This window comes from Curtobacterium sp. MCPF17_018, from assembly GCF_003234135.1.
GTDB classification, from domain to species: Bacteria; Actinomycetota; Actinomycetes; order Actinomycetales; family Microbacteriaceae; genus Curtobacterium; species Curtobacterium flaccumfaciens.
In genome coordinates this window covers 49,081-64,123 of record NZ_QKSJ01000002.1, presented here as the reverse complement: position 1 = coordinate 64,123, position 15,043 = coordinate 49,081, and the positions used below count along the sequence as shown (strand labels likewise).

20 protein-coding genes are annotated in these 15,043 nt (G+C 70.7%); 8 read left to right on the top strand and 12 right to left on the bottom strand.

Annotated features, from left to right (window positions below):
• Positions 1-28 precede the first annotated feature (28 nt).
• Complete coding sequence (locus tag DEJ27_RS02860) at positions 29-460, top strand: GNAT family N-acetyltransferase (RefSeq protein ID WP_111090265.1); 432 nt, start codon at positions 29-31, stop codon at positions 458-460.
• A 16-nt stretch (positions 461-476) separates the two neighbouring features.
• Here the strand turns inward: DEJ27_RS02860 and DEJ27_RS02855 are convergent, their stop codons facing one another.
• Both DEJ27_RS02855 and DEJ27_RS02850 read right to left on the bottom strand, forming a co-directional pair.
• A complete protein-coding gene (locus DEJ27_RS02855; protein WP_110862457.1) occupies positions 477-1,004 on the bottom strand; it encodes an Lrp/AsnC family transcriptional regulator in 528 nt (175 codons plus the stop codon).
• A gap of 9 nt (positions 1,005-1,013) precedes the next feature.
• A complete protein-coding gene (locus DEJ27_RS02850; RefSeq protein WP_111090264.1) occupies positions 1,014-1,580 on the bottom strand; it encodes a TetR/AcrR family transcriptional regulator in 567 nt (188 codons plus the stop codon).
• A 119-nt stretch (positions 1,581-1,699) separates the two neighbouring features.
• Between DEJ27_RS02850 and DEJ27_RS02845 the strand changes: the two genes are divergently transcribed.
• Positions 1,700-3,175, top strand: a complete 1,476-nt coding sequence (locus DEJ27_RS02845; protein WP_111090263.1) for an MFS transporter — start codon at positions 1,700-1,702, stop codon at positions 3,173-3,175.
• Between the two features lie 175 nt (positions 3,176-3,350).
• Entirely contained in the window at positions 3,351-3,800 is a 450-nt protein-coding gene (locus DEJ27_RS02840; RefSeq protein ID WP_110862460.1) for a phage holin family protein, read from the top strand.
• Positions 3,801-3,848: 48 nt separating this feature from the next.
• Here DEJ27_RS02840 and DEJ27_RS02835 read toward each other — a convergent pair whose 3' ends face one another.
• Complete coding sequence (locus tag DEJ27_RS02835) at positions 3,849-4,355, bottom strand: hypothetical protein (RefSeq protein WP_110862461.1); 507 nt, start codon at positions 4,353-4,355, stop codon at positions 3,849-3,851.
• Positions 4,356-4,394: 39 nt separating this feature from the next.
• A complete protein-coding gene (locus tag DEJ27_RS02830; RefSeq protein WP_017888549.1) occupies positions 4,395-4,784 on the bottom strand; it encodes a DUF5997 family protein in 390 nt (129 codons plus the stop codon).
• Between the two features lie 33 nt (positions 4,785-4,817).
• On the opposite strand from DEJ27_RS02830, the gene DEJ27_RS02825 reads away from it, so the two are divergent.
• Both DEJ27_RS02825 and DEJ27_RS02820 read left to right on the top strand, forming a co-directional pair.
• Entirely contained in the window at positions 4,818-5,639 is an 822-nt protein-coding gene (locus DEJ27_RS02825; RefSeq protein WP_181430067.1) for a LysR family transcriptional regulator substrate-binding protein, read from the top strand.
• Positions 5,636-6,106, top strand: coding sequence for a GNAT family N-acetyltransferase (locus tag DEJ27_RS02820; RefSeq protein ID WP_110862463.1), 471 nt, complete (start codon positions 5,636-5,638; stop codon positions 6,104-6,106). The genes DEJ27_RS02825 and DEJ27_RS02820 overlap by 4 nt, the downstream gene beginning before the upstream one ends.
• 153 nt (positions 6,107-6,259) lie before the next feature.
• Here the strand turns inward: DEJ27_RS02820 and DEJ27_RS02815 are convergent, their stop codons facing one another.
• The 3 genes from DEJ27_RS02815 to DEJ27_RS02805 are packed head-to-tail and all read right to left on the bottom strand — an operon-like array spanning position 6,260 to position 8,066.
• Positions 6,260-6,940: a DJ-1/PfpI family protein gene (locus DEJ27_RS02815; RefSeq protein ID WP_110862464.1), complete on the bottom strand. Its 681-nt coding sequence runs from the start codon at positions 6,938-6,940 to the stop codon at positions 6,260-6,262.
• A 51-nt stretch (positions 6,941-6,991) separates the two neighbouring features.
• Positions 6,992-7,612 (bottom strand): DNA-3-methyladenine glycosylase I, encoded by a 621-nt coding sequence (locus tag DEJ27_RS02810; RefSeq protein ID WP_110862465.1) that lies wholly within the window; start codon positions 7,610-7,612, stop codon positions 6,992-6,994.
• Positions 7,613-7,649: 37 nt separating this feature from the next.
• Positions 7,650-8,066: a VOC family protein gene (locus tag DEJ27_RS02805; RefSeq protein ID WP_110862466.1), complete on the bottom strand. Its 417-nt coding sequence runs from the start codon at positions 8,064-8,066 to the stop codon at positions 7,650-7,652.
• 94 nt (positions 8,067-8,160) lie between these two features.
• On the opposite strand from DEJ27_RS02805, the gene DEJ27_RS02800 reads away from it, so the two are divergent.
• Positions 8,161-8,691: a hypothetical protein gene (locus DEJ27_RS02800; protein ID WP_111090261.1), complete on the top strand. Its 531-nt coding sequence runs from the start codon at positions 8,161-8,163 to the stop codon at positions 8,689-8,691.
• Between the two features lie 216 nt (positions 8,692-8,907).
• Here DEJ27_RS02800 and DEJ27_RS02795 read toward each other — a convergent pair whose 3' ends face one another.
• Both DEJ27_RS02795 and DEJ27_RS02790 read right to left on the bottom strand, forming a co-directional pair.
• On the bottom strand, positions 8,908-9,243 hold the full coding sequence (locus DEJ27_RS02795; protein ID WP_110862468.1) for a hypothetical protein: 336 nt from the start codon (positions 9,241-9,243) through the stop codon (positions 8,908-8,910).
• A gap of 22 nt (positions 9,244-9,265) precedes the next feature.
• Positions 9,266-10,936 (bottom strand): sodium:solute symporter family protein, encoded by a 1,671-nt coding sequence (locus DEJ27_RS02790; RefSeq protein ID WP_071405106.1) that lies wholly within the window; start codon positions 10,934-10,936, stop codon positions 9,266-9,268.
• Between the two features lie 142 nt (positions 10,937-11,078).
• Here DEJ27_RS02790 and aroQ point away from each other — a divergent pair, with 142 nt between their 5' ends.
• Complete coding sequence (gene aroQ, locus DEJ27_RS02785) at positions 11,079-11,522, top strand: type II 3-dehydroquinate dehydratase (RefSeq protein ID WP_027466301.1); 444 nt, start codon at positions 11,079-11,081, stop codon at positions 11,520-11,522.
• An 81-nt stretch (positions 11,523-11,603) separates the two neighbouring features.
• Here the strand turns inward: aroQ and DEJ27_RS02780 are convergent, their stop codons facing one another.
• Both DEJ27_RS02780 and DEJ27_RS02775 read right to left on the bottom strand, forming a co-directional pair.
• The gene (locus DEJ27_RS02780; RefSeq protein WP_111090260.1) at positions 11,604-12,500 is read right to left on the bottom strand and encodes an NADP-dependent oxidoreductase; all 897 of its coding nucleotides are present in this window, start codon (positions 12,498-12,500) and stop codon (positions 11,604-11,606) included.
• 29 nt (positions 12,501-12,529) lie between these two features.
• Entirely contained in the window at positions 12,530-13,408 is an 879-nt protein-coding gene (locus DEJ27_RS02775) for an NmrA/HSCARG family protein (RefSeq protein WP_110862470.1), read from the bottom strand.
• Positions 13,409-13,478: 70 nt separating this feature from the next.
• Here DEJ27_RS02775 and DEJ27_RS17420 point away from each other — a divergent pair, with 70 nt between their 5' ends.
• On the top strand, positions 13,479-13,943 hold the full coding sequence (locus DEJ27_RS17420; protein WP_181420160.1) for a MarR family winged helix-turn-helix transcriptional regulator: 465 nt from the start codon (positions 13,479-13,481) through the stop codon (positions 13,941-13,943).
• On the opposite strand, the gene DEJ27_RS02765 is transcribed toward DEJ27_RS17420, so the two are convergent.
• A complete protein-coding gene (locus tag DEJ27_RS02765; RefSeq protein WP_110862471.1) occupies positions 13,940-14,998 on the bottom strand; it encodes an LLM class flavin-dependent oxidoreductase in 1,059 nt (352 codons plus the stop codon). The two genes, DEJ27_RS17420 and DEJ27_RS02765, sit on opposite strands and share 4 nt — an antisense overlap.
• Between the last annotated feature and the right edge of the window lie 45 nt (positions 14,999-15,043).

Genomic DNA, 15,043 nt, shown 5'->3' with positions numbered 1-15,043 from the left:
CGGAAGAAATTCTCAGGAAGGGCCGTCCGTGGTCTCGATCTTCAACGCTCCGACCCGCAACCTGGACATCGTCACGCTGCACGAGATCCTGCGGCTCCGCCAGGACGTCTTCGTCGTCGAGCAGGAGGCCGCGTACGGCGACATCGACGGCCGTGACCTCGAGCCGGGCACCGTGCAGTTCTGGGCCGGCAACGGTTCGGTGGACGCGACGCTCCGCCTGCTCCGCGAGCCCGACGGCACCGAACGCATCGGCCGGGTCGCCACCGCGAAGCACACCCGCGGCCAGGGACTCGCCGCGCAGCTCATGGAGGCCGCGATCGCCGAGTCCCGCTCGCCGAGCATCGCCCTCGGCGCGCAGTCGCACCTTGAGCAGTGGTACGGCCGCTTCGGCTTCGTGCGCTCGGGGGACGAGTACCTGGAGGACCGCATCCCGCACATCCCGATGACCCGGAAGCGCTGACCCGGGGTTCCGCGCGTCAGGCCCGCCAGCGCCGCAGCTCGTCGAACGAGCGGCCCTGGGTCGCCCGGTCGGCGACGAGGCGTTCGAACACGATGTTCGTCTGCGTCGTCGCCACCGAGGGGTCGCCGCTGAGTTCGTCGGCGACGAAGTCCCGGAGCTGCTCGGTCGACTCGCACGCGATGTGCACGAGGAAGTCCTTGTCCCCCGCCAGGAACGACACGTCCTGCACGACGGGCACCCGGAGCAGGCGCTTGGCGAAGTCCCGCAGTTCGTGGCGGGCCGCGGCGTGCACCCGGACGGACACCATCGCCTCGATCGAGAACCCGAGCCGGGCGACGTCCACCTCGGCCCGGTAGCCGCGGATCACCCCGGCGTCCTCGAGCGCACGGACCCGTGCCAGGCAGGTCGACGGCGCGATGCCGACGGCGGCCGCGAGCCGGTTGTTCGGGATCCGGGCGTCGGCCGACAGGGTCCAGAGGATGCGCTCGTCGACCTCGTCGAGGCGCGGAACGGGGTCGGGGCGACGTGCGGGACGGTCGGACACGGCTCGACGCTACCGCGGCGGTGCGAGCAGGGCGCGGAGGGCGTCCTCGAGCGCGGCCGACACGACGACGTCCTCAGCGGATGCCAGCGGTTCCACCGCGGTGGACTGACGGAGCATCGACATCCCGAGCACCACCGCCAGCGCGATCTCGGCGCGGACGAGCAGCTCCTCGGACCCCGCGCCGCCGACCGCGCCCGCGAGCCGTTCGGCGTACCGGCGCAGCGTCTCACGGCGGATGGCATCGGCGCCGTCGTCGCCGGAGGACCGGAGCAGGAGCATGAGCTGCAGGGAGTCGTCGTCGTTCGGGGCGCGCACGATGTGCGTGATGATGCCGGTCAGCGCCCGTTCGAGGCCCCGCTCGCTCGTCTCCTCGGCGCCCAGTGCGCGGACGACGCGGTCGAGGCAGGCGCGGAAGAGCCCCTCCTTCGAGCCGAAGTACCGGTTGATCAGGGCGACGTTCACCCCGGCGTCCCCGGCGATGTCCCGCACCGTCGTCCCGCGGTACCCGTCGAAGGCGAACCGACGCCGGGCGGCCTGCACGAGCAGCAGTCGGGTGGCCGCGGCGTCCTTGCTCATGGAGCGCAGCCTATCGGTCCTCACAGGGATGTAAGCAAACGTTGACATGCCCTCCCGAACGCGTACGCTCGTCATGTCAGCAATTGTTTACATCGACGACCACGACGACACGGAGCACGATGACCGACACCCTGCAGAGCCCACGGACCGGCTCGCACCCCACCACCGACGGACGCCGGCCGAACAGCACGGCGATCATCGTCTACCTGTCACTCGGCGGCCTGTCCTTCGCGGTCCTGCAGTCGCTGGTCGCCCCGGCACTGTCGACCATCGGGCAGGACCTCGGCGCCTCCACCAGTGCGACGAGCTGGGTGCTCACCGCCTACCTGCTCTCCGCCTCGGTGCTCACGCCGATCCTCGGTCGCCTGGGCGACATGATCGGCAAGCGCAAGGTCCTGATCGTCGTGCTGTCGATCCTGCTCGTCGGCGCCGTGCTCGCCGCCCTCGCGCCGAACCTCGGCGTCCTGATCGTCGGGCGGGCGCTGCAGGGTGCCGCCGGAGCCGTGATGCCGCTGTCGATCGGCATCGTGCGTGACGAGCTGCCGAAGGAGAAGGTCAGCGTCACGATCGGCCTGCTGTCCGCGATCTTCGGCATCGGTGCCGGTGTCGGCATCGTCGCCGCCGGCCCCATCGTCGAGCACCTGTCCTGGCACTGGCTGTTCTGGCTCCCCGCCGTGCTCGTCGTCATCGCACTGCTCGGCGCGGTCTTCGGCATGCCGGAGTCGCCCGTGCGCAAGCCCGGCCGCCTGGACATGGCCGGCACGTTCGTCCTCGCGGTGTCGCTCGTCGCGATCCTGCTCGCCGTCAGCGAGGGCGAGACCTGGGGCTGGGGCGACGGCAAGACCATCGGCCTGCTGGTCCTCGGCGCCGTCGCACTGGTCGTGTTCGTCCTCGTCGAGCTCCGGGTCGCCGAGCCGCTCATCGACGTCCGGCTCTTCGCGGTCCGCGGGGTCTGGACCGCCCACGTCGTCGCACTCGTCTTCGGGTTCGCGATGTTCGGCACCTTCGTCCTCGTGCCGACGCTCCTGCAGCTCCCGACGGCGCTCGGCTACGGCTTCGGCAAGGACGTCACCCAGGCCGGTCTCTTCCTGCTGCCGACCGTCGTGATGATGGTCGTCGCCGGGCCCATCGCGGGCATCCTGGTGCGCAAGGTCGGCCCGAAGCCGCCGATGCTCATCGGCGGGTTCGCCATCGTCGCCGCGTTCCTGCTGCCGGCGATCGCACACGCCGAGCTGTGGCAGGTGGTGGCCTCCGGCGTCCTGACCGGCATCGGGATCGGCATGGCCCTCGCCGCCTGCTCGAACGCGATCATCGAGAGCGTCCCCGCGAACCAGACCGGTGAGGCCATCAGCGCCAACACGGTCGTCCGCACCATCGGCTCGAGCGTCGGCACCGCCGTCATCGCAGCGCTGATCACCTCGCACAGCACGCCGCAGGGGCTGCCGACGGACGACGCCTTCACGATCGGGTTCTGGGCGTGCACCGGTGTGGCGGTCGTGGCCGTGCTCGCCGCACTCGCCGCGCCGTCGATGCGCGCCCGCCGCGCAGCGGCCGCCGCACGTGGGATCGACGACCTCGAGGAGGTCAGCGAGTAGGGCCGTGGGCCCGACCACCCGGGAGGCCCGTCCGGCGTCGTCGACGCGGGGCGGGCCTCCCGTCCGTTGCACAACCTGGGAACGCACCGGGCGCACGCGAGCCAGCGTGACGATCATCGGACCAGCCGCGTCCCGTCAGGGGACGCGCACCGCCGCGCCCGGACAGGAGACCCCCATGAGCAGCACCGACCACGACGACACCACCGCTCCCGGACGGCCGTCGTTCCGCGACACGGTGACCGCCGGTCTCGTGCAGAAGGCCCTCGAGCCGGTGCTGCGCGCCGTGCGTGACGAGGTCGCCTCGGCTCGGCGCGAGATCGGCGAGCGCGCGAGCGGTGCGAAGACCGGGCTGGTGCTCACCGGGGTGGCCGTCGCGTTCGCCGTGACGACCCTGGTCGCGCTGGCGGGCTTCGCGGTGGCGCTGCTCGCCCTGGCGCTGCCGCTGTGGGCGGCGACCGGGATCACGTTCGTCGTGTTCGCGATCGTGACCGCGATCCTGTTCGTCGTCGGCCTGCGCGGGATCCGGCGGGGTGTGCCGCCAGTGGCGAAGGACACGATCCAGGCGGCGAAGCAGCGGGTGACGCACGCGGCGGACGCCTCGACGGACAGCGCCGCGCGCGACTGACGGACCCGACGGACCGGCTGCGCGCGACTGACCGGGCAGGCGGCTCCGCTACATGGCCAGGGTCATGCCGACCACGGCGACGGTCATCGCGAAGACCTCGCCGCTGCGGACGGCCCGCCGGTCCTCACGACCCCACTCGTACCGGAGCAGCCAGCCGCTGAACGCGCAGTAGCCGATCACGCCGGCGCCGAGCACCGCGGACAGTGCGATGCCGTGCCCGGCGTGGTCGCCGGCGACCCCCGTCGCGTGCCCCGTCAGCAGCATCCCCGCCATCACGACGGCGGAGAGCGCGCGGTGAACGTCCATCGGCTCCGCGCGGCGACCGTCGGGGCGGCGGCGACGCATCACGGGCAACGGCGCGAGCAGGAGCAGGAGGGTCGAGGCGAACAGGGTCCACACCGCTCCGGCGTCGACGACGGGCATGAGCATCGCGACGAGCATCACGCCCGCCGGCACGATCACGCCCGGACGCGGGCGGTAGCGGTCACCGACGATGCAGCACACGGACGCGAACTGCGGCACGACGAGCATGGCGTCGGCGACGGTCTCGTGCACGTGGGGTGTCCTCGGTGCGGCGGAGGAGAGCGGGTGGGGTCAGTCCTCGGCGCGGGCAGCGGCCTTGGCGGCGCGCTCCTGCTTCACGCGGGCGTTCTCGGCGTGCACGGCGGCCTGCGTCGCACGTTCGCGGACGAGCCACTCGGGCTTCTGCTCGAGCAGCGTCTTGATGTCCGCCGTCGTCAGCGCGTCGTCGATCCCCGCACGGCTCAGGCCGGAGATGGAGATGCCGAGCTTCTGCGCCACAACGGGTCGCGGGTGCGGGCCGTCGCGGCGGAGGTCCTCGAGCCAGGTCGGGGGTTCGGTCCGGAGCTCGTCGAAGGCGGTCCGCGTGAGGGGAGCGCTCTGGAAGGACTCCGGAGCGGCCGTCAGCAAGATGCCGAGCTTCTTCGCAGCCGTCTCGGGCTTCATGGTCTGTTCCTGCGCCATGAGGACAAGGGTACGGCCCCTATGCTCGTCTGCATGACCGCGGCTCTCACCATCGCCTTCGTGCCGGGGGTCTCCCCCGCAAAGTGGGCCCGTGTCTGGCGGGAACGCTTCCCCTCCATCGAGCTCCGGCTGCGGCCGATCGGTGCCGACGACGTCGACGACACGCTGGCCGGCGAGGCCGACATGGTCTTCGCACGCATGCCCGTGTCCGAGCAGCACAACGCCATCCCGCTCTGGACCGAGACGGCCGTCGTCGCGATGCCCAAGGACTCCCCCCTCGCCGAACTCGCCGAGGTCGACCTCGCCGACGCCGAGGTCCACGTGATCGACGCCGGCCCGGTGCCTGCCGACATCGACGGATCGCTCGACCTGGTCGAGGCGAACGTCGGCGTCGTCGTGCTCCCCCAGTCACTGTTCCGCGCCGCCAGCCGCAAGGACCTGGTGGGCCGTCCGCTCATGAACGCCGAGGGCACGCGCATCGCGCTGGTCTGGCGGGACGAGGACGCCACCGAGACCACCGAGGAGTTCATCGGCGTGGTGCGCGGGCGGACCGCCAACAGTTCGCGCCAGCCGGGAGGCACGGATCGCGACGACGACAACGGCTCGCGTCCGGCTCGTGGCGGTGCCAAGGCCGGGTCGGCTGCCAAGGGTGGGTCGAGTGGGTCGGGTGCGTCGGGGGCGTCGGGCTCCAGGGGCGGCTCCGCCGGCGCCGGCGCCGGCGGCAAGGCCAAGGCCAAGTCGCCCGGCAGCGGCAAGTCCGGCAGCGGCAAGAAGTCGAACACCGGCAAGGGGCCCACGCCCGGTCGCGGCAAGATGCGCGGCAAGCCGAGCCGGGGTTCCAAGGGCAACCGATGACGGACACGCGGCTGGTCGTGATGCCGGCCACACGTCTGCCGGCCTGGCTCGAGAGCACGATGGCCGAGTACGTCGAGTCACGGATGCAGGCGGGCGAGACCCGCGAGCAGGCCGAGGCGAACAAGCAGCAGTCACTCGACCGCTGGTTCCCGGGCGGCTCCCCCGCTGACGGACACCTGGTGTGGGACGTCACCGATCAGGACCACACCGTCATCGGGTACCTGTGGATCGGACCACTCACGCCGGGCAGCACCGATTGGTGGGTGTTCAACGTCGAGATCGACGAGGCGCACCGGCGCCGCGGGCACGCCCGTCGGGCGCTCGAACTCGGGCACCGTGCCGCCGCCGAGAACGGTGCGACGAGCATCGGGCTGAACGTGTTCGGCTACAACACGGGGGCGCAGGAGCTCTACGCGGCGCTCGGGTACCAGGTGACGTCGGCGCAGATGCGCAAAGCCCTGGTCTAGCGCAGGACGGCGGCTCGGGTCACCGCCCGGTCACAACACCCCGCGTGCATGGCCCCGAGCGGTCACGAAGTGTCGACTGGCCGCGCCCGGAACGACGCGTCGTGACCACTCGGCGGAGCCCAGCGGGGATTCGTGACCGTGCGCAGGTCCGCATCAGTGCAGGACCGCTGCGGCTGCGCGGGTCACCCTCGCGCCGCGCGCTTCCTCGGCTGCTGCGCGGGCCCGGGTGACGACGGCGGCGTCGGCACGCTCGGCGGATCCGTGGTCGAACGGCGGTTGCGGGTCGTACTCGATCTGCAACTGGATCGCCTCGGCCGCGGGCCGTCCGGCGAGCTCAGCCGCGAGCCACAGCGCCATGTCGATGCCCGCACTCACCCCGGCGGCGGTGACGACGGCGCCGTCCCGGGCGACCCGGACGTCCACCGGCTGCGCGCCGAAGGCTTCGAGCATCGGCTTCGAGGCCCAGTGGGTCGTCGCGCGTCTGCCGGCGAGCAGCCCGGCGGCGCCGAGCACGAAGGCGCCGGTACACACCGAGGTGATCCACGTCGCGTCCCGGGCCTGGCGCCGGACGAAGGCCACGACCGTGGGGTCCAGCATCGCGTCGAAGGCACCGTCGCCGCCGGGCACCACCAGAACGTCCGCAGCGCTCGCGTCGGTGATCGTCACGGTCGGGACGAGTGACAAGCCGCAGTCGCTCGGCACCGGGTCGAGCGTCGCCGCCACGTACTCCACGCGTGAGCCGGGCACGCGGCTGAGGACCTGCGCCGGACCGGTCAGGTCGAGCTGGGTCAGGTGCGGGAACAGCAGGAACGCGATCCGGATCTCATCGGCCATGCCGCGACCATAGTCCCGGCCCGCGCACCCCGCCCCTGCCGCTTCCTTCCGTCAGCTCCAGACCCCGGAGGTGCCGCGCCGGTGGCTGCCCATCAGGTGGGTGTCGACGATGCCGAGCGCTTCCATCAGGGCGTACATCGTCGTCGGTCCGACGAAGGCGTAGCCGCGCTTTCGCAGCGCCTTCGACAGGGCGAGGGATTCGTCCGACTTCGTCGGGACCTCGGCGGACGACCGCGGCTCGGGCGTGGACGCCGGCCGGAACGACCACACGAAGTCGGCGAGCCCGCCGTCCTGCCGCAGTGCGATCGTGGCGTTCGCGTTGGTGATCGTCGCGAGGATCTTCGCGCGGTTCCGGACGATCCCGGCGTCGGCCATCAGCCGTGCGACGTCGTCCTCGCCGAAGGCCGCGACGGTGTCGGCGTCGAAGTCGGCGAAGGCTGCACGGAACGCCGGTCGTTTCGCGAGGATCGTGCGCCACGACAGACCCGACTGGAACGCCTCGAGCGAGAGCCGCTCGAACACCCCGCGTTCGTCGCGGACGGGCATGCCCCACTCGGTGTCGTAGTACTCGCGCAGGAGCTCGTCCGACGACGCCCAGACCGGCCGGGCGAGGCCGTCGTCGCCGGTGACGAGGTCGGGCACGGGCGGGGCGTCGACGGGCTCGGTGCTCATGCGACCATCCTGGCGGGCGCCGCCGACAGCGCCTGGCTCACTCGGCGGGCGGGCCGTCCTGCGTCGCCTGCTCGTCCATCCACACGTACTCCCAGCGGTGTCCGTCCGGGTCGGTGAAGCTCCGCTGGTACATGAAGCCGAGGTCCATCTCCGGGCGGTCCTCGGTGCCGCCGGCGGCCACCGCGGCGTCGACGACGCGGTGCACTTCTTCCTTCGACGGGGCACTGAGCGAGTTGATGACCTCGATCGTGTCGGCGTCGGCGATCCGCTTGTCGGTGAACTCCGCGAACTTCGCGGTGGTCAGGATCATCACGTAGATGGCGTCACTCACCACCACGCACGCCGCGGTGTCGTCGCTGAAGGCCGGGTTGATCGAGTAGCCGAGCGCCTCGTAGAACGCCTTCGAGCGTTCGAGGTCGGCAACGGGCAGGTTGATGAAAACCATCGTGTCCATGGCGGTTCCTTTCGTCACGTTCAACCTGGACCCACCTGGATCAGCACGCAACCGTTTCGTGGGGGAACCAACCGGTACACAATATGCTGGTCCGATGCAGGCGTACGTCGATGAGTCGGAACCCGGTGGTGGACGGGACCACGCCGCGTACGTCCTCGCCGCGGTGATCATGCGGACCAATGGCGAGGACGAAGCCCGCGAGGCGATTCGACGGGCGACCCCTCGGCGGATGCGGAAGCTGCACTGGTACGAGGCGCTCGGAGAACAGCGCCTCTCATGGCTCGACCTCCTGCGGCATGCCGTCGCCATCGTCGTCATCCATTACACCGGTCGTCCGGCCCGGACGGAACGCCGTCGCAGGCGATGCCTGGAGCGCCTCGCTTGGGAGCTCGATCAGCGCGGAGTCAGTCGCGTGGTCTTCGAGTCGCGCGGGCCGGCGCGGGACGCAGGTGATGCTTCGATGATGGACTCTCTCCGCGCTCGGGGCCTCGGCGCCGAGTTGCAGTACGAACACGTCCGAGGCGGCTTGGAGCCGCTGTTGTCACTCGCCGACATCGCCTGCGGGATGCACGTGCACGGCGCCGAGAGCGAGCACGTGCGAGTGGAGGTCGTGCGGGCCGAATGACCGCCCGGGCAGCGCAAAACCCCGGTCCCGCGCTGGCTGCAGGATACTCCGGGGCTCACTTTCGAACGAGCAGCACCCGATCGACATATCAATGCTACCCGCCATGCAAGGCTCCGGTCAAGGCGTCCGCCGCCCAGGCTGGAAACGACGAAGTCGCTGTCGTCCGACAGCGACTTCGTCGTTCCACGTCAGGCCGGGACGCCCGACCCGGGCGCCTCAGGCCAGTTCGCGCCCTTCGCCCGCGGCACGCTGGTCCGCCTCGGCTTCGGCCTGGCCGATGATGTCCTCGGCGGGCACCGGGTTCAGGCGGTCCCAGAGGAAGAACAGGCCACCGCCGACGAGCAGCGAGATCCCGACCCACAGGTTGATGTGGATCCCGCCGGTCTTCTCGGGGTCGGTGTTCCAGTGCACGATCCCGACGATGGTCGTGATCACGCCGTAGAGCACGAACAGGCCGCCGAGGATGCGGCGCAGGTCGAGTCGGCGGGTGGAGCGGACCAGGGCAGCCTTCTGCTCCTCGGTCATCGCGCCGGGGGTGGTGGTGTCACTCATGAGAAGTGGTCTCCTTCGCGGATCAGAGGAACGGGAGGTACAGGACGACGCAGAGCACGAGCGCGACGGTGCCGAGCAGGGCGGGCGAGCGGTACCAGGCGGTGTCCGTCGCGACCGAGTCGCCGTGCAGGTCGATCTTGCCGACTCCGTAGACGAGCCCGCCGAGCTCCTTCTCGTCCTTCGGCTTGGTGAGCATCGAGACGACGAAGCCGACGACGAGCACGGTGACGAACGAGATGATCGCGCCGTACAGGGTCTCAGCGGTGGCGGTGGCGAACAGGTCCGGGTTGACCAGGTAGGCGATCCAGGTGATCGTCGGGGTCACGATGCCGAGCACGTAGCCCCACAGCGCACCCTGCGTCGTCATGCGCTTCCAGAGCAGGCCGAGGATGAACACGGCGAACAGCGGTGCGTTGAAGAACGAGAACAGCGTCTGCATGTACGTCATGATGTTCGACGCCTGGGCCGCGATGAACGCGGTTGCGATGCCGACCACGACGCCGACCACTGTGACCCAGCGACCGGTCTTCAGGTAGTGCAGGTCGGGCATGTTCGGGCGGATGTAGCGCTGCCAGATGTCGTAGGTGAAGACGGTGTTGAACGACGAGACGTTCGCCGCCATGCCGGCCATGAAGGACGCCAGCAGACCGGTCACCGCGATGCCGAGCACGCCGGTCGGCAGGTACATCTGGATGAGCTTCGGGATCGCGTCGTTGTAGGTCAGCGTTCCGTCTGCGAACTGGTTGCCCACGACGGCCGCGGCGATGAGGCCGGGGATCACGACGATGGCCGGGATGAAGAGCTTCGGGATCGCGGCGATGAGCGGGGTGCGCCGGGCCGCCGACATGTTCTTCGCCGAGAACGCGCGCTGCACCTCGGTGAAGTTCGTGGTCCAGTAGCCGAACCCGAGCACGAAGCCCAGGCCGAGCACGATGGCGAGCCAGTTGGCGCCGATCGGGTTGGTGACGTCACCGAAACCGGTGCCGGCCCAGGCCTGCAGGTGCTGCACGCCCTGGGTCTCGGTGATGGCCTTCGACAGGCCGTCCCAGCCGCCGACGCGGTGCAGACCGACGATCGTCAGCGGGATGAGGCCCGCGATGATCACGAAGAACTGCATGACCTCGTTGTAGATCGCGCTCGAGAGCCCGCCGAGGGTGATGTAGACGAGCACGAAGCCGGCGGAGACGATGATCGCCAGCCACTCCGGCCAGCCGAGCATGGCCTCGATGACGATGGCCATCGCGTAGAGGTTGATGCCCGCGATGAGCACGTTCGACACCGCGAACGCGATCGCGTTCACCAGGTGCGGCGCCTTGCCGAAGCGGCGCAGCATGAACTCCGGCACGGAACGGACCTTCGAGCCGTAGTAGAACGGCATCATCACGAGGCCGAGGAACACCATCGCGGGCACGGCGCCGACGAGGTAGTAGTGCAGGGTGGCCATGCCGATCTGGGCACCGTTGGCCGCCATGCCGAGGATCTCGGTGGCACCGAGGTTCGCGGACACGAACGCCAGGCCCGTGATCCACGCCGGCATCGAGCGGCCGGACAGGAAGAAGTCCATGCTCGTCCGGACCTGCTTGCGGGCGGTGAACCCGATCCCGATGACGACCGCGAAGTACACGATGATCATCAGGTAGTCGACCCAGCCCAAGTCGAGCCGGATCCCTTCGTTCGCTGCAGCGAGAACCATTCACATCTCCACGTCAGTGTGTTGCAGTCGACAACTCTGCCGACCCGGACGGAGACGTTACACCGGTTTGTGACCGTTCACATAGCCAGCACATGCATCGTCCGAGCCGCGCAACGCTCCCCCGGTTCGCTACGCTCGGCCCATGACCGACGCGTCGCGCATCCTCGTCCTCAACGGCCCGAACCTCGACATCCTCGGGCGCCGCGACCCGGAGCAGTACGGCACCGTGACGCTCGCCGAGATCGAGGCGATCGTGCACACCGAGGCAGCCGTGCACGGGCTCGAGGCCGACTTCCGCCAGACGAACCGCGAGGGCGAGCTCGTGGAGTGGCTGCACGAGGCGCTCGACGACTTCGCCGCGGTCGTCATCAACCCCGCTGCCTACGCGCACACCTCGGTCGCGCTGCACGACGCGGTGGAGGCCCTGTGGGTCCCCGTCGTCGAGGTGCACCTGTCGAACACGTGGAAGCGCGAGCCGTTCCGCCACGTCGACCACGTCGCCACCGCCGCGACGGCGGTCATCGCCGGCGCGGGCGCCGACGGCTACCGCCTGGCGGTCGCGCACGTCGCGTCCCTGCTCGGCTGAGCAACAGGCGGACGGGAGGCCCGTGGCGGACCCGCCACGGGCCTCCCGTCCGACACCCGACGCGCCCCGGACCGCCTTCGCCTACGGGATGACGACGAGCTTGCCGACGGTGTGCCCGCGTTCCGCGGCCGTGTGCGCGGCCCGCGCCTCGTCGAGCCGGTACCGGCGCTCGACGTGCAGCGAGAAGCCCGGCAGGGCTGCGGCCTCGACGAAGCCGTCGCGCGGATCGGTGGAGCGGTTCGCGCCCGTCGAGACGCGCGCGCCGAGCCCGGGGGCGGTGAAGTCCGAGATCGAGATCACCTGCCGGGGATCGCCGACGAGCGCGACGAGGTCACGGATGACCCCGGCGCCGGAGAGGTCCAGCGCGCCGTCGATCCCGCTCGGCGCCACCGCGCGCACCCGCTCGACCAGTCCGGGCCCGTACGTGACCGGGACCGCTCCGAGGCCCTCGAGGTACGCGTGGTTCCGCTCGCTCGCCGTCCCGACCACCTGCAGCCCGCGAGCCCGGGCCAGCTGCACGAGCGCCGAACCGACGCCACCTGACGCGCCGCTGAGCAGGAGCGTGCCGTGCTCGAGGCCGATCTCGGTGAGGAGCCGGTTCGCCGTCTCGACCGCGACGCCCCATCCGCCGGCGTCGGCGGCGTCCACACCGGCGGGGACCAGCGCCCACCGGGTCAGCACGGCCTGCTGGGCGAGCGTGTCCCGTCCGGTGCCGAAGACGGTGTCGCCCGGCACGACGTCGGTCACGTCGGTGCCGACCTCGACGACGGTCCCGGCCGCGTCGAACCCCGTGCCGGACGGTGCGGCGAGCGCTGCACCCGCGGCCATCGCCCCGGAGCGGATCTTGGTGTCCAGCTGGTTGATGCCGGCACCGGCGACGTCGATGACGACCTCGGCGGGCCCGGGGCGAGGCACGCCGACGTCCACGACCTCGAGGACGTCCGGTGACCCGTACGCGGTGAACTGCACTGCCTGCATGGTGTCTCCCTGGTGCTTCGTCGGCGGCGTCAGCGGGCGGGCGTGAAGTGGACGGCCTGCAGCCACCGGTCGAGCGTCCAGGTGTCCGGCGCGATGCGGCGGACCTGGTCGAGGTCGGCCTGGTAGGCGGGCGTCTCGGCGAACCACCGGAACATGGCCTGCATGTCGTCCTGCCCGTCCATCACGGCCAGGGGCAGCGCCTCGTACCGGGCGGGCATGCCGGTGTGCTCGGCGAAGGCCGCGGCGATCTCGCTGCCGGTACGGGCGTCGCCGGCGATCTCGATCGTGGCCGGGACGGCGTCCGGATCGAGCAGTGCCGTGGCGGCCACGGCGCCGACGTCGCGCGCCGCGATCATCTGGAGCACGACGTCGTCGGGGAACGGCAGGCGGAGGACCAGGGTGCCGTCCTCGGTCGTCGGCGCGAACCAGCGGAAGTTGTCCATGAAGAACACCGGACGCACGATCGTGGTGACCAGCCCCAGGGCGACCAGGTGCTCCTCGACGCGGTACTTCGAGTCGAAGTGCGGCACGTGGGAGTCGCGCTCAGCACCGCCGACCGAGCTGAAGACGACGCGGGGCACGCGTGCCGCCGCAGCGGCGTCGGCCAGTGCGATGCCCTGGGCGGTCTCCCCAGCGGTGTCGGCGTCCTGCATGCCCCCGGGTGGCGTGGTCATGAACCAGAAGGCGTCGACGCCCTCGAGCGCAGCGGCGAGCGAGGCGGCATCAGCGACGTCGACACGGGCGAGCTCGACCCCGCGTTCGGCGAGCGCGGCGGCCTTCTCGGAACCGGTGTCGCGGATGAGTGCGCGCACGGTGGCGCCGCGTGCCAGCAGCGCGTCGGTGACGGCACCGCCCTGGCTCCCGGTGGCGGCGAAGACGGCGATGGTGGGGGTGGATCCTGTCGTCATGGTTGACTCCTTCGTGTTCGATCGTCGGGTAGAAGCTAAGCCGACTAATGATTATTCCGGAAGGACTCGGATGGACTCCCCAGGCAGCCCCGAGCGCCCTGCGACCCCGATCAGCTCGCTGATCCCCGCGGTGGCCAAGGCACACCGGAAGCTCGCCGGCTCGTTGCTGCAGGCCGTCGGTCTCGCCGCCGGCCAGGAGTTCGTGCTGATGGAGCTGTGGAGGGAAGCCCCGCTGTCACAGGCGGACCTGACGCGTCGGTTGTCCGTGGAGCCACCGACCACGGCGAAGGCGCTCGCGCGGCTCGAGAAGCTCGGACTCGTGAACCGCGAGCGCTCGACGGCGGACCGTCGGATCGTCCTCGTGTCACTCACCGCCGCCGGCCGCGCGCTCGAGGAGCCCGTCGCGGCCGTCTGGGACTCCCTGGAAGCGCAGACGACAGCAGGCCTGACAGCGAGCGAGCAGGACGTGCTCCGGGGCCTGCTGACCCGACTCGGCGACACCCTGGCCGCCGAGCCCTCCCCTGACCGCAGCTAGGCCGCGTCCGTCGTCTGCGTCGCCGGCATCTCGGCCAGCAGCTCCCGCACGCGCGGCACCACGGTACCGCCGTAGAGCTCGACGGAGCGCAGGCGGGCGCGCATCGACTGGGCCCCCGAGGTGTAGATCATGTCGAACCGACCGACGCCCATCGCGTGCACGGTCCGGGCGATCTTCCGGGCCACGGTCTCGGCGGACCCGATGTACATCGAGCCGGACCGTACCTCGTGGTCGAACTCGGCCCGCGTCACCGGCGGCCACCCGCGCAGCGCTCCGATCCGGTCGCGGACGACCTTGTAGTGCGGGTACCACGCCTCGAGCGCTTCCTCGTCGGTGTCGGCCACGAACCCGGGTGAGTGCATGCCGACGGGGTGGGCGGTCGTCCCGAACTCCTCCGTGGCACGGCGGTACAGGTCCAGGAACGGCAGGAAGCGCTCCGGCTGCCCGCCGATGACGGCGAGCATCAGGGGGAAGCCGTACTGGGCGGTGCGCACCACGGACTGCGGTGACCCGCCGACGCCGACCCAGGTCCGGAGCCCGTGCTCGGTCTTCGGGAACACGTCTGCGTCGACGAGTGGCGCACGGGTCGTGCCCGACCAGGTGACGGGTGTCTCGCGCAGCAACCGGGCGAACAGTTCGATCTTCTCCTCGAACAGCACCTCGTAGTCGGTCATGTCGTAGCCGAAGAGCGGGAACGACTCGGTGAAGGACCCGCGACCGAGGATCACCTCGGCCCGTCCGTTCGACAGCGCGTCCACCGTCGCGAAGCGCTGGAACACACGGACCGGATCGTCAGAGCTCAGCACCGTGACGCCCGAGCTGAGACGGATGCGCTCGGTCGCCGTCGCCAGGCCGGCCAGGACGGTCTCGGGCGAGGAGACCGAGTACTCCGGCCGGTGGTGCTCGCCCACCGCGAAGACGTCGACGCCGAGCTGGTCCGCCAGGACCGCCTCGTCGACGAGCTGCCGGATCGACCTCGCGTGACCCACCTGGGCGCCGTGGTCATCGGTGGGGACGTCCCCGAACGTGTCGAGGCCGAAGGTGATGTCGGACATGGTGGCCCTCATTTCATTGACGTGTCAATCATGTAATTGACGCGT

What these genes read in the sequence shown, in the direction of transcription:
- DEJ27_RS02795 (WP_110862468.1), bottom strand. Translation starts at nt 9,243, where the DNA reads ATGAGTGACACCACCACCCCCGGCGCGATGACCGAGGAGCAGAAGGCT.
- DEJ27_RS02805 (WP_110862466.1), bottom strand. Translation starts at nt 8,066, where the DNA reads ATGGACACGATGGTTTTCATCAACCTGCCCGTTGCCGACCTCGAACGC.
- DEJ27_RS02810 (WP_110862465.1), bottom strand. Translation starts at nt 7,612, where the DNA reads ATGAGCACCGAGCCCGTCGACGCCCCGCCCGTGCCCGACCTCGTCACC.
- DEJ27_RS02815 (WP_110862464.1), bottom strand. Translation starts at nt 6,940, where the DNA reads ATGGCCGATGAGATCCGGATCGCGTTCCTGCTGTTCCCGCACCTGACC.
- DEJ27_RS02830 (WP_017888549.1), bottom strand. Translation starts at nt 4,784, where the DNA reads ATGGCGCAGGAACAGACCATGAAGCCCGAGACGGCTGCGAAGAAGCTC.
- DEJ27_RS02780 (WP_111090260.1), bottom strand. Translation starts at nt 12,500, where the DNA reads ATGCAGGCAGTGCAGTTCACCGCGTACGGGTCACCGGACGTCCTCGAG.
- DEJ27_RS02825 (WP_181430067.1), top strand. Translation starts at nt 4,818, where the DNA reads ATGACCGCGGCTCTCACCATCGCCTTCGTGCCGGGGGTCTCCCCCGCA.
- DEJ27_RS02765 (WP_110862471.1), bottom strand. Translation starts at nt 14,998, where the DNA reads ATGTCCGACATCACCTTCGGCCTCGACACGTTCGGGGACGTCCCCACC.
- DEJ27_RS02775 (WP_110862470.1), bottom strand. Translation starts at nt 13,408, where the DNA reads ATGACGACAGGATCCACCCCCACCATCGCCGTCTTCGCCGCCACCGGG.
- DEJ27_RS02850 (WP_111090264.1), bottom strand. Translation starts at nt 1,580, where the DNA reads ATGAGCAAGGACGCCGCGGCCACCCGACTGCTGCTCGTGCAGGCCGCC.
- DEJ27_RS17420 (WP_181420160.1), top strand. Translation starts at nt 13,479, where the DNA reads ATGGACTCCCCAGGCAGCCCCGAGCGCCCTGCGACCCCGATCAGCTCG.
- DEJ27_RS02820 (WP_110862463.1), top strand. Translation starts at nt 5,636, where the DNA reads ATGACGGACACGCGGCTGGTCGTGATGCCGGCCACACGTCTGCCGGCC.
- DEJ27_RS02840 (WP_110862460.1), top strand. Translation starts at nt 3,351, where the DNA reads ATGAGCAGCACCGACCACGACGACACCACCGCTCCCGGACGGCCGTCG.
- DEJ27_RS02845 (WP_111090263.1), top strand. Translation starts at nt 1,700, where the DNA reads ATGACCGACACCCTGCAGAGCCCACGGACCGGCTCGCACCCCACCACC.
- DEJ27_RS02800 (WP_111090261.1), top strand. Translation starts at nt 8,161, where the DNA reads ATGCAGGCGTACGTCGATGAGTCGGAACCCGGTGGTGGACGGGACCAC.
- DEJ27_RS02790 (WP_071405106.1), bottom strand. Translation starts at nt 10,936, where the DNA reads ATGGTTCTCGCTGCAGCGAACGAAGGGATCCGGCTCGACTTGGGCTGG.
- aroQ (WP_027466301.1), top strand. Translation starts at nt 11,079, where the DNA reads ATGACCGACGCGTCGCGCATCCTCGTCCTCAACGGCCCGAACCTCGAC.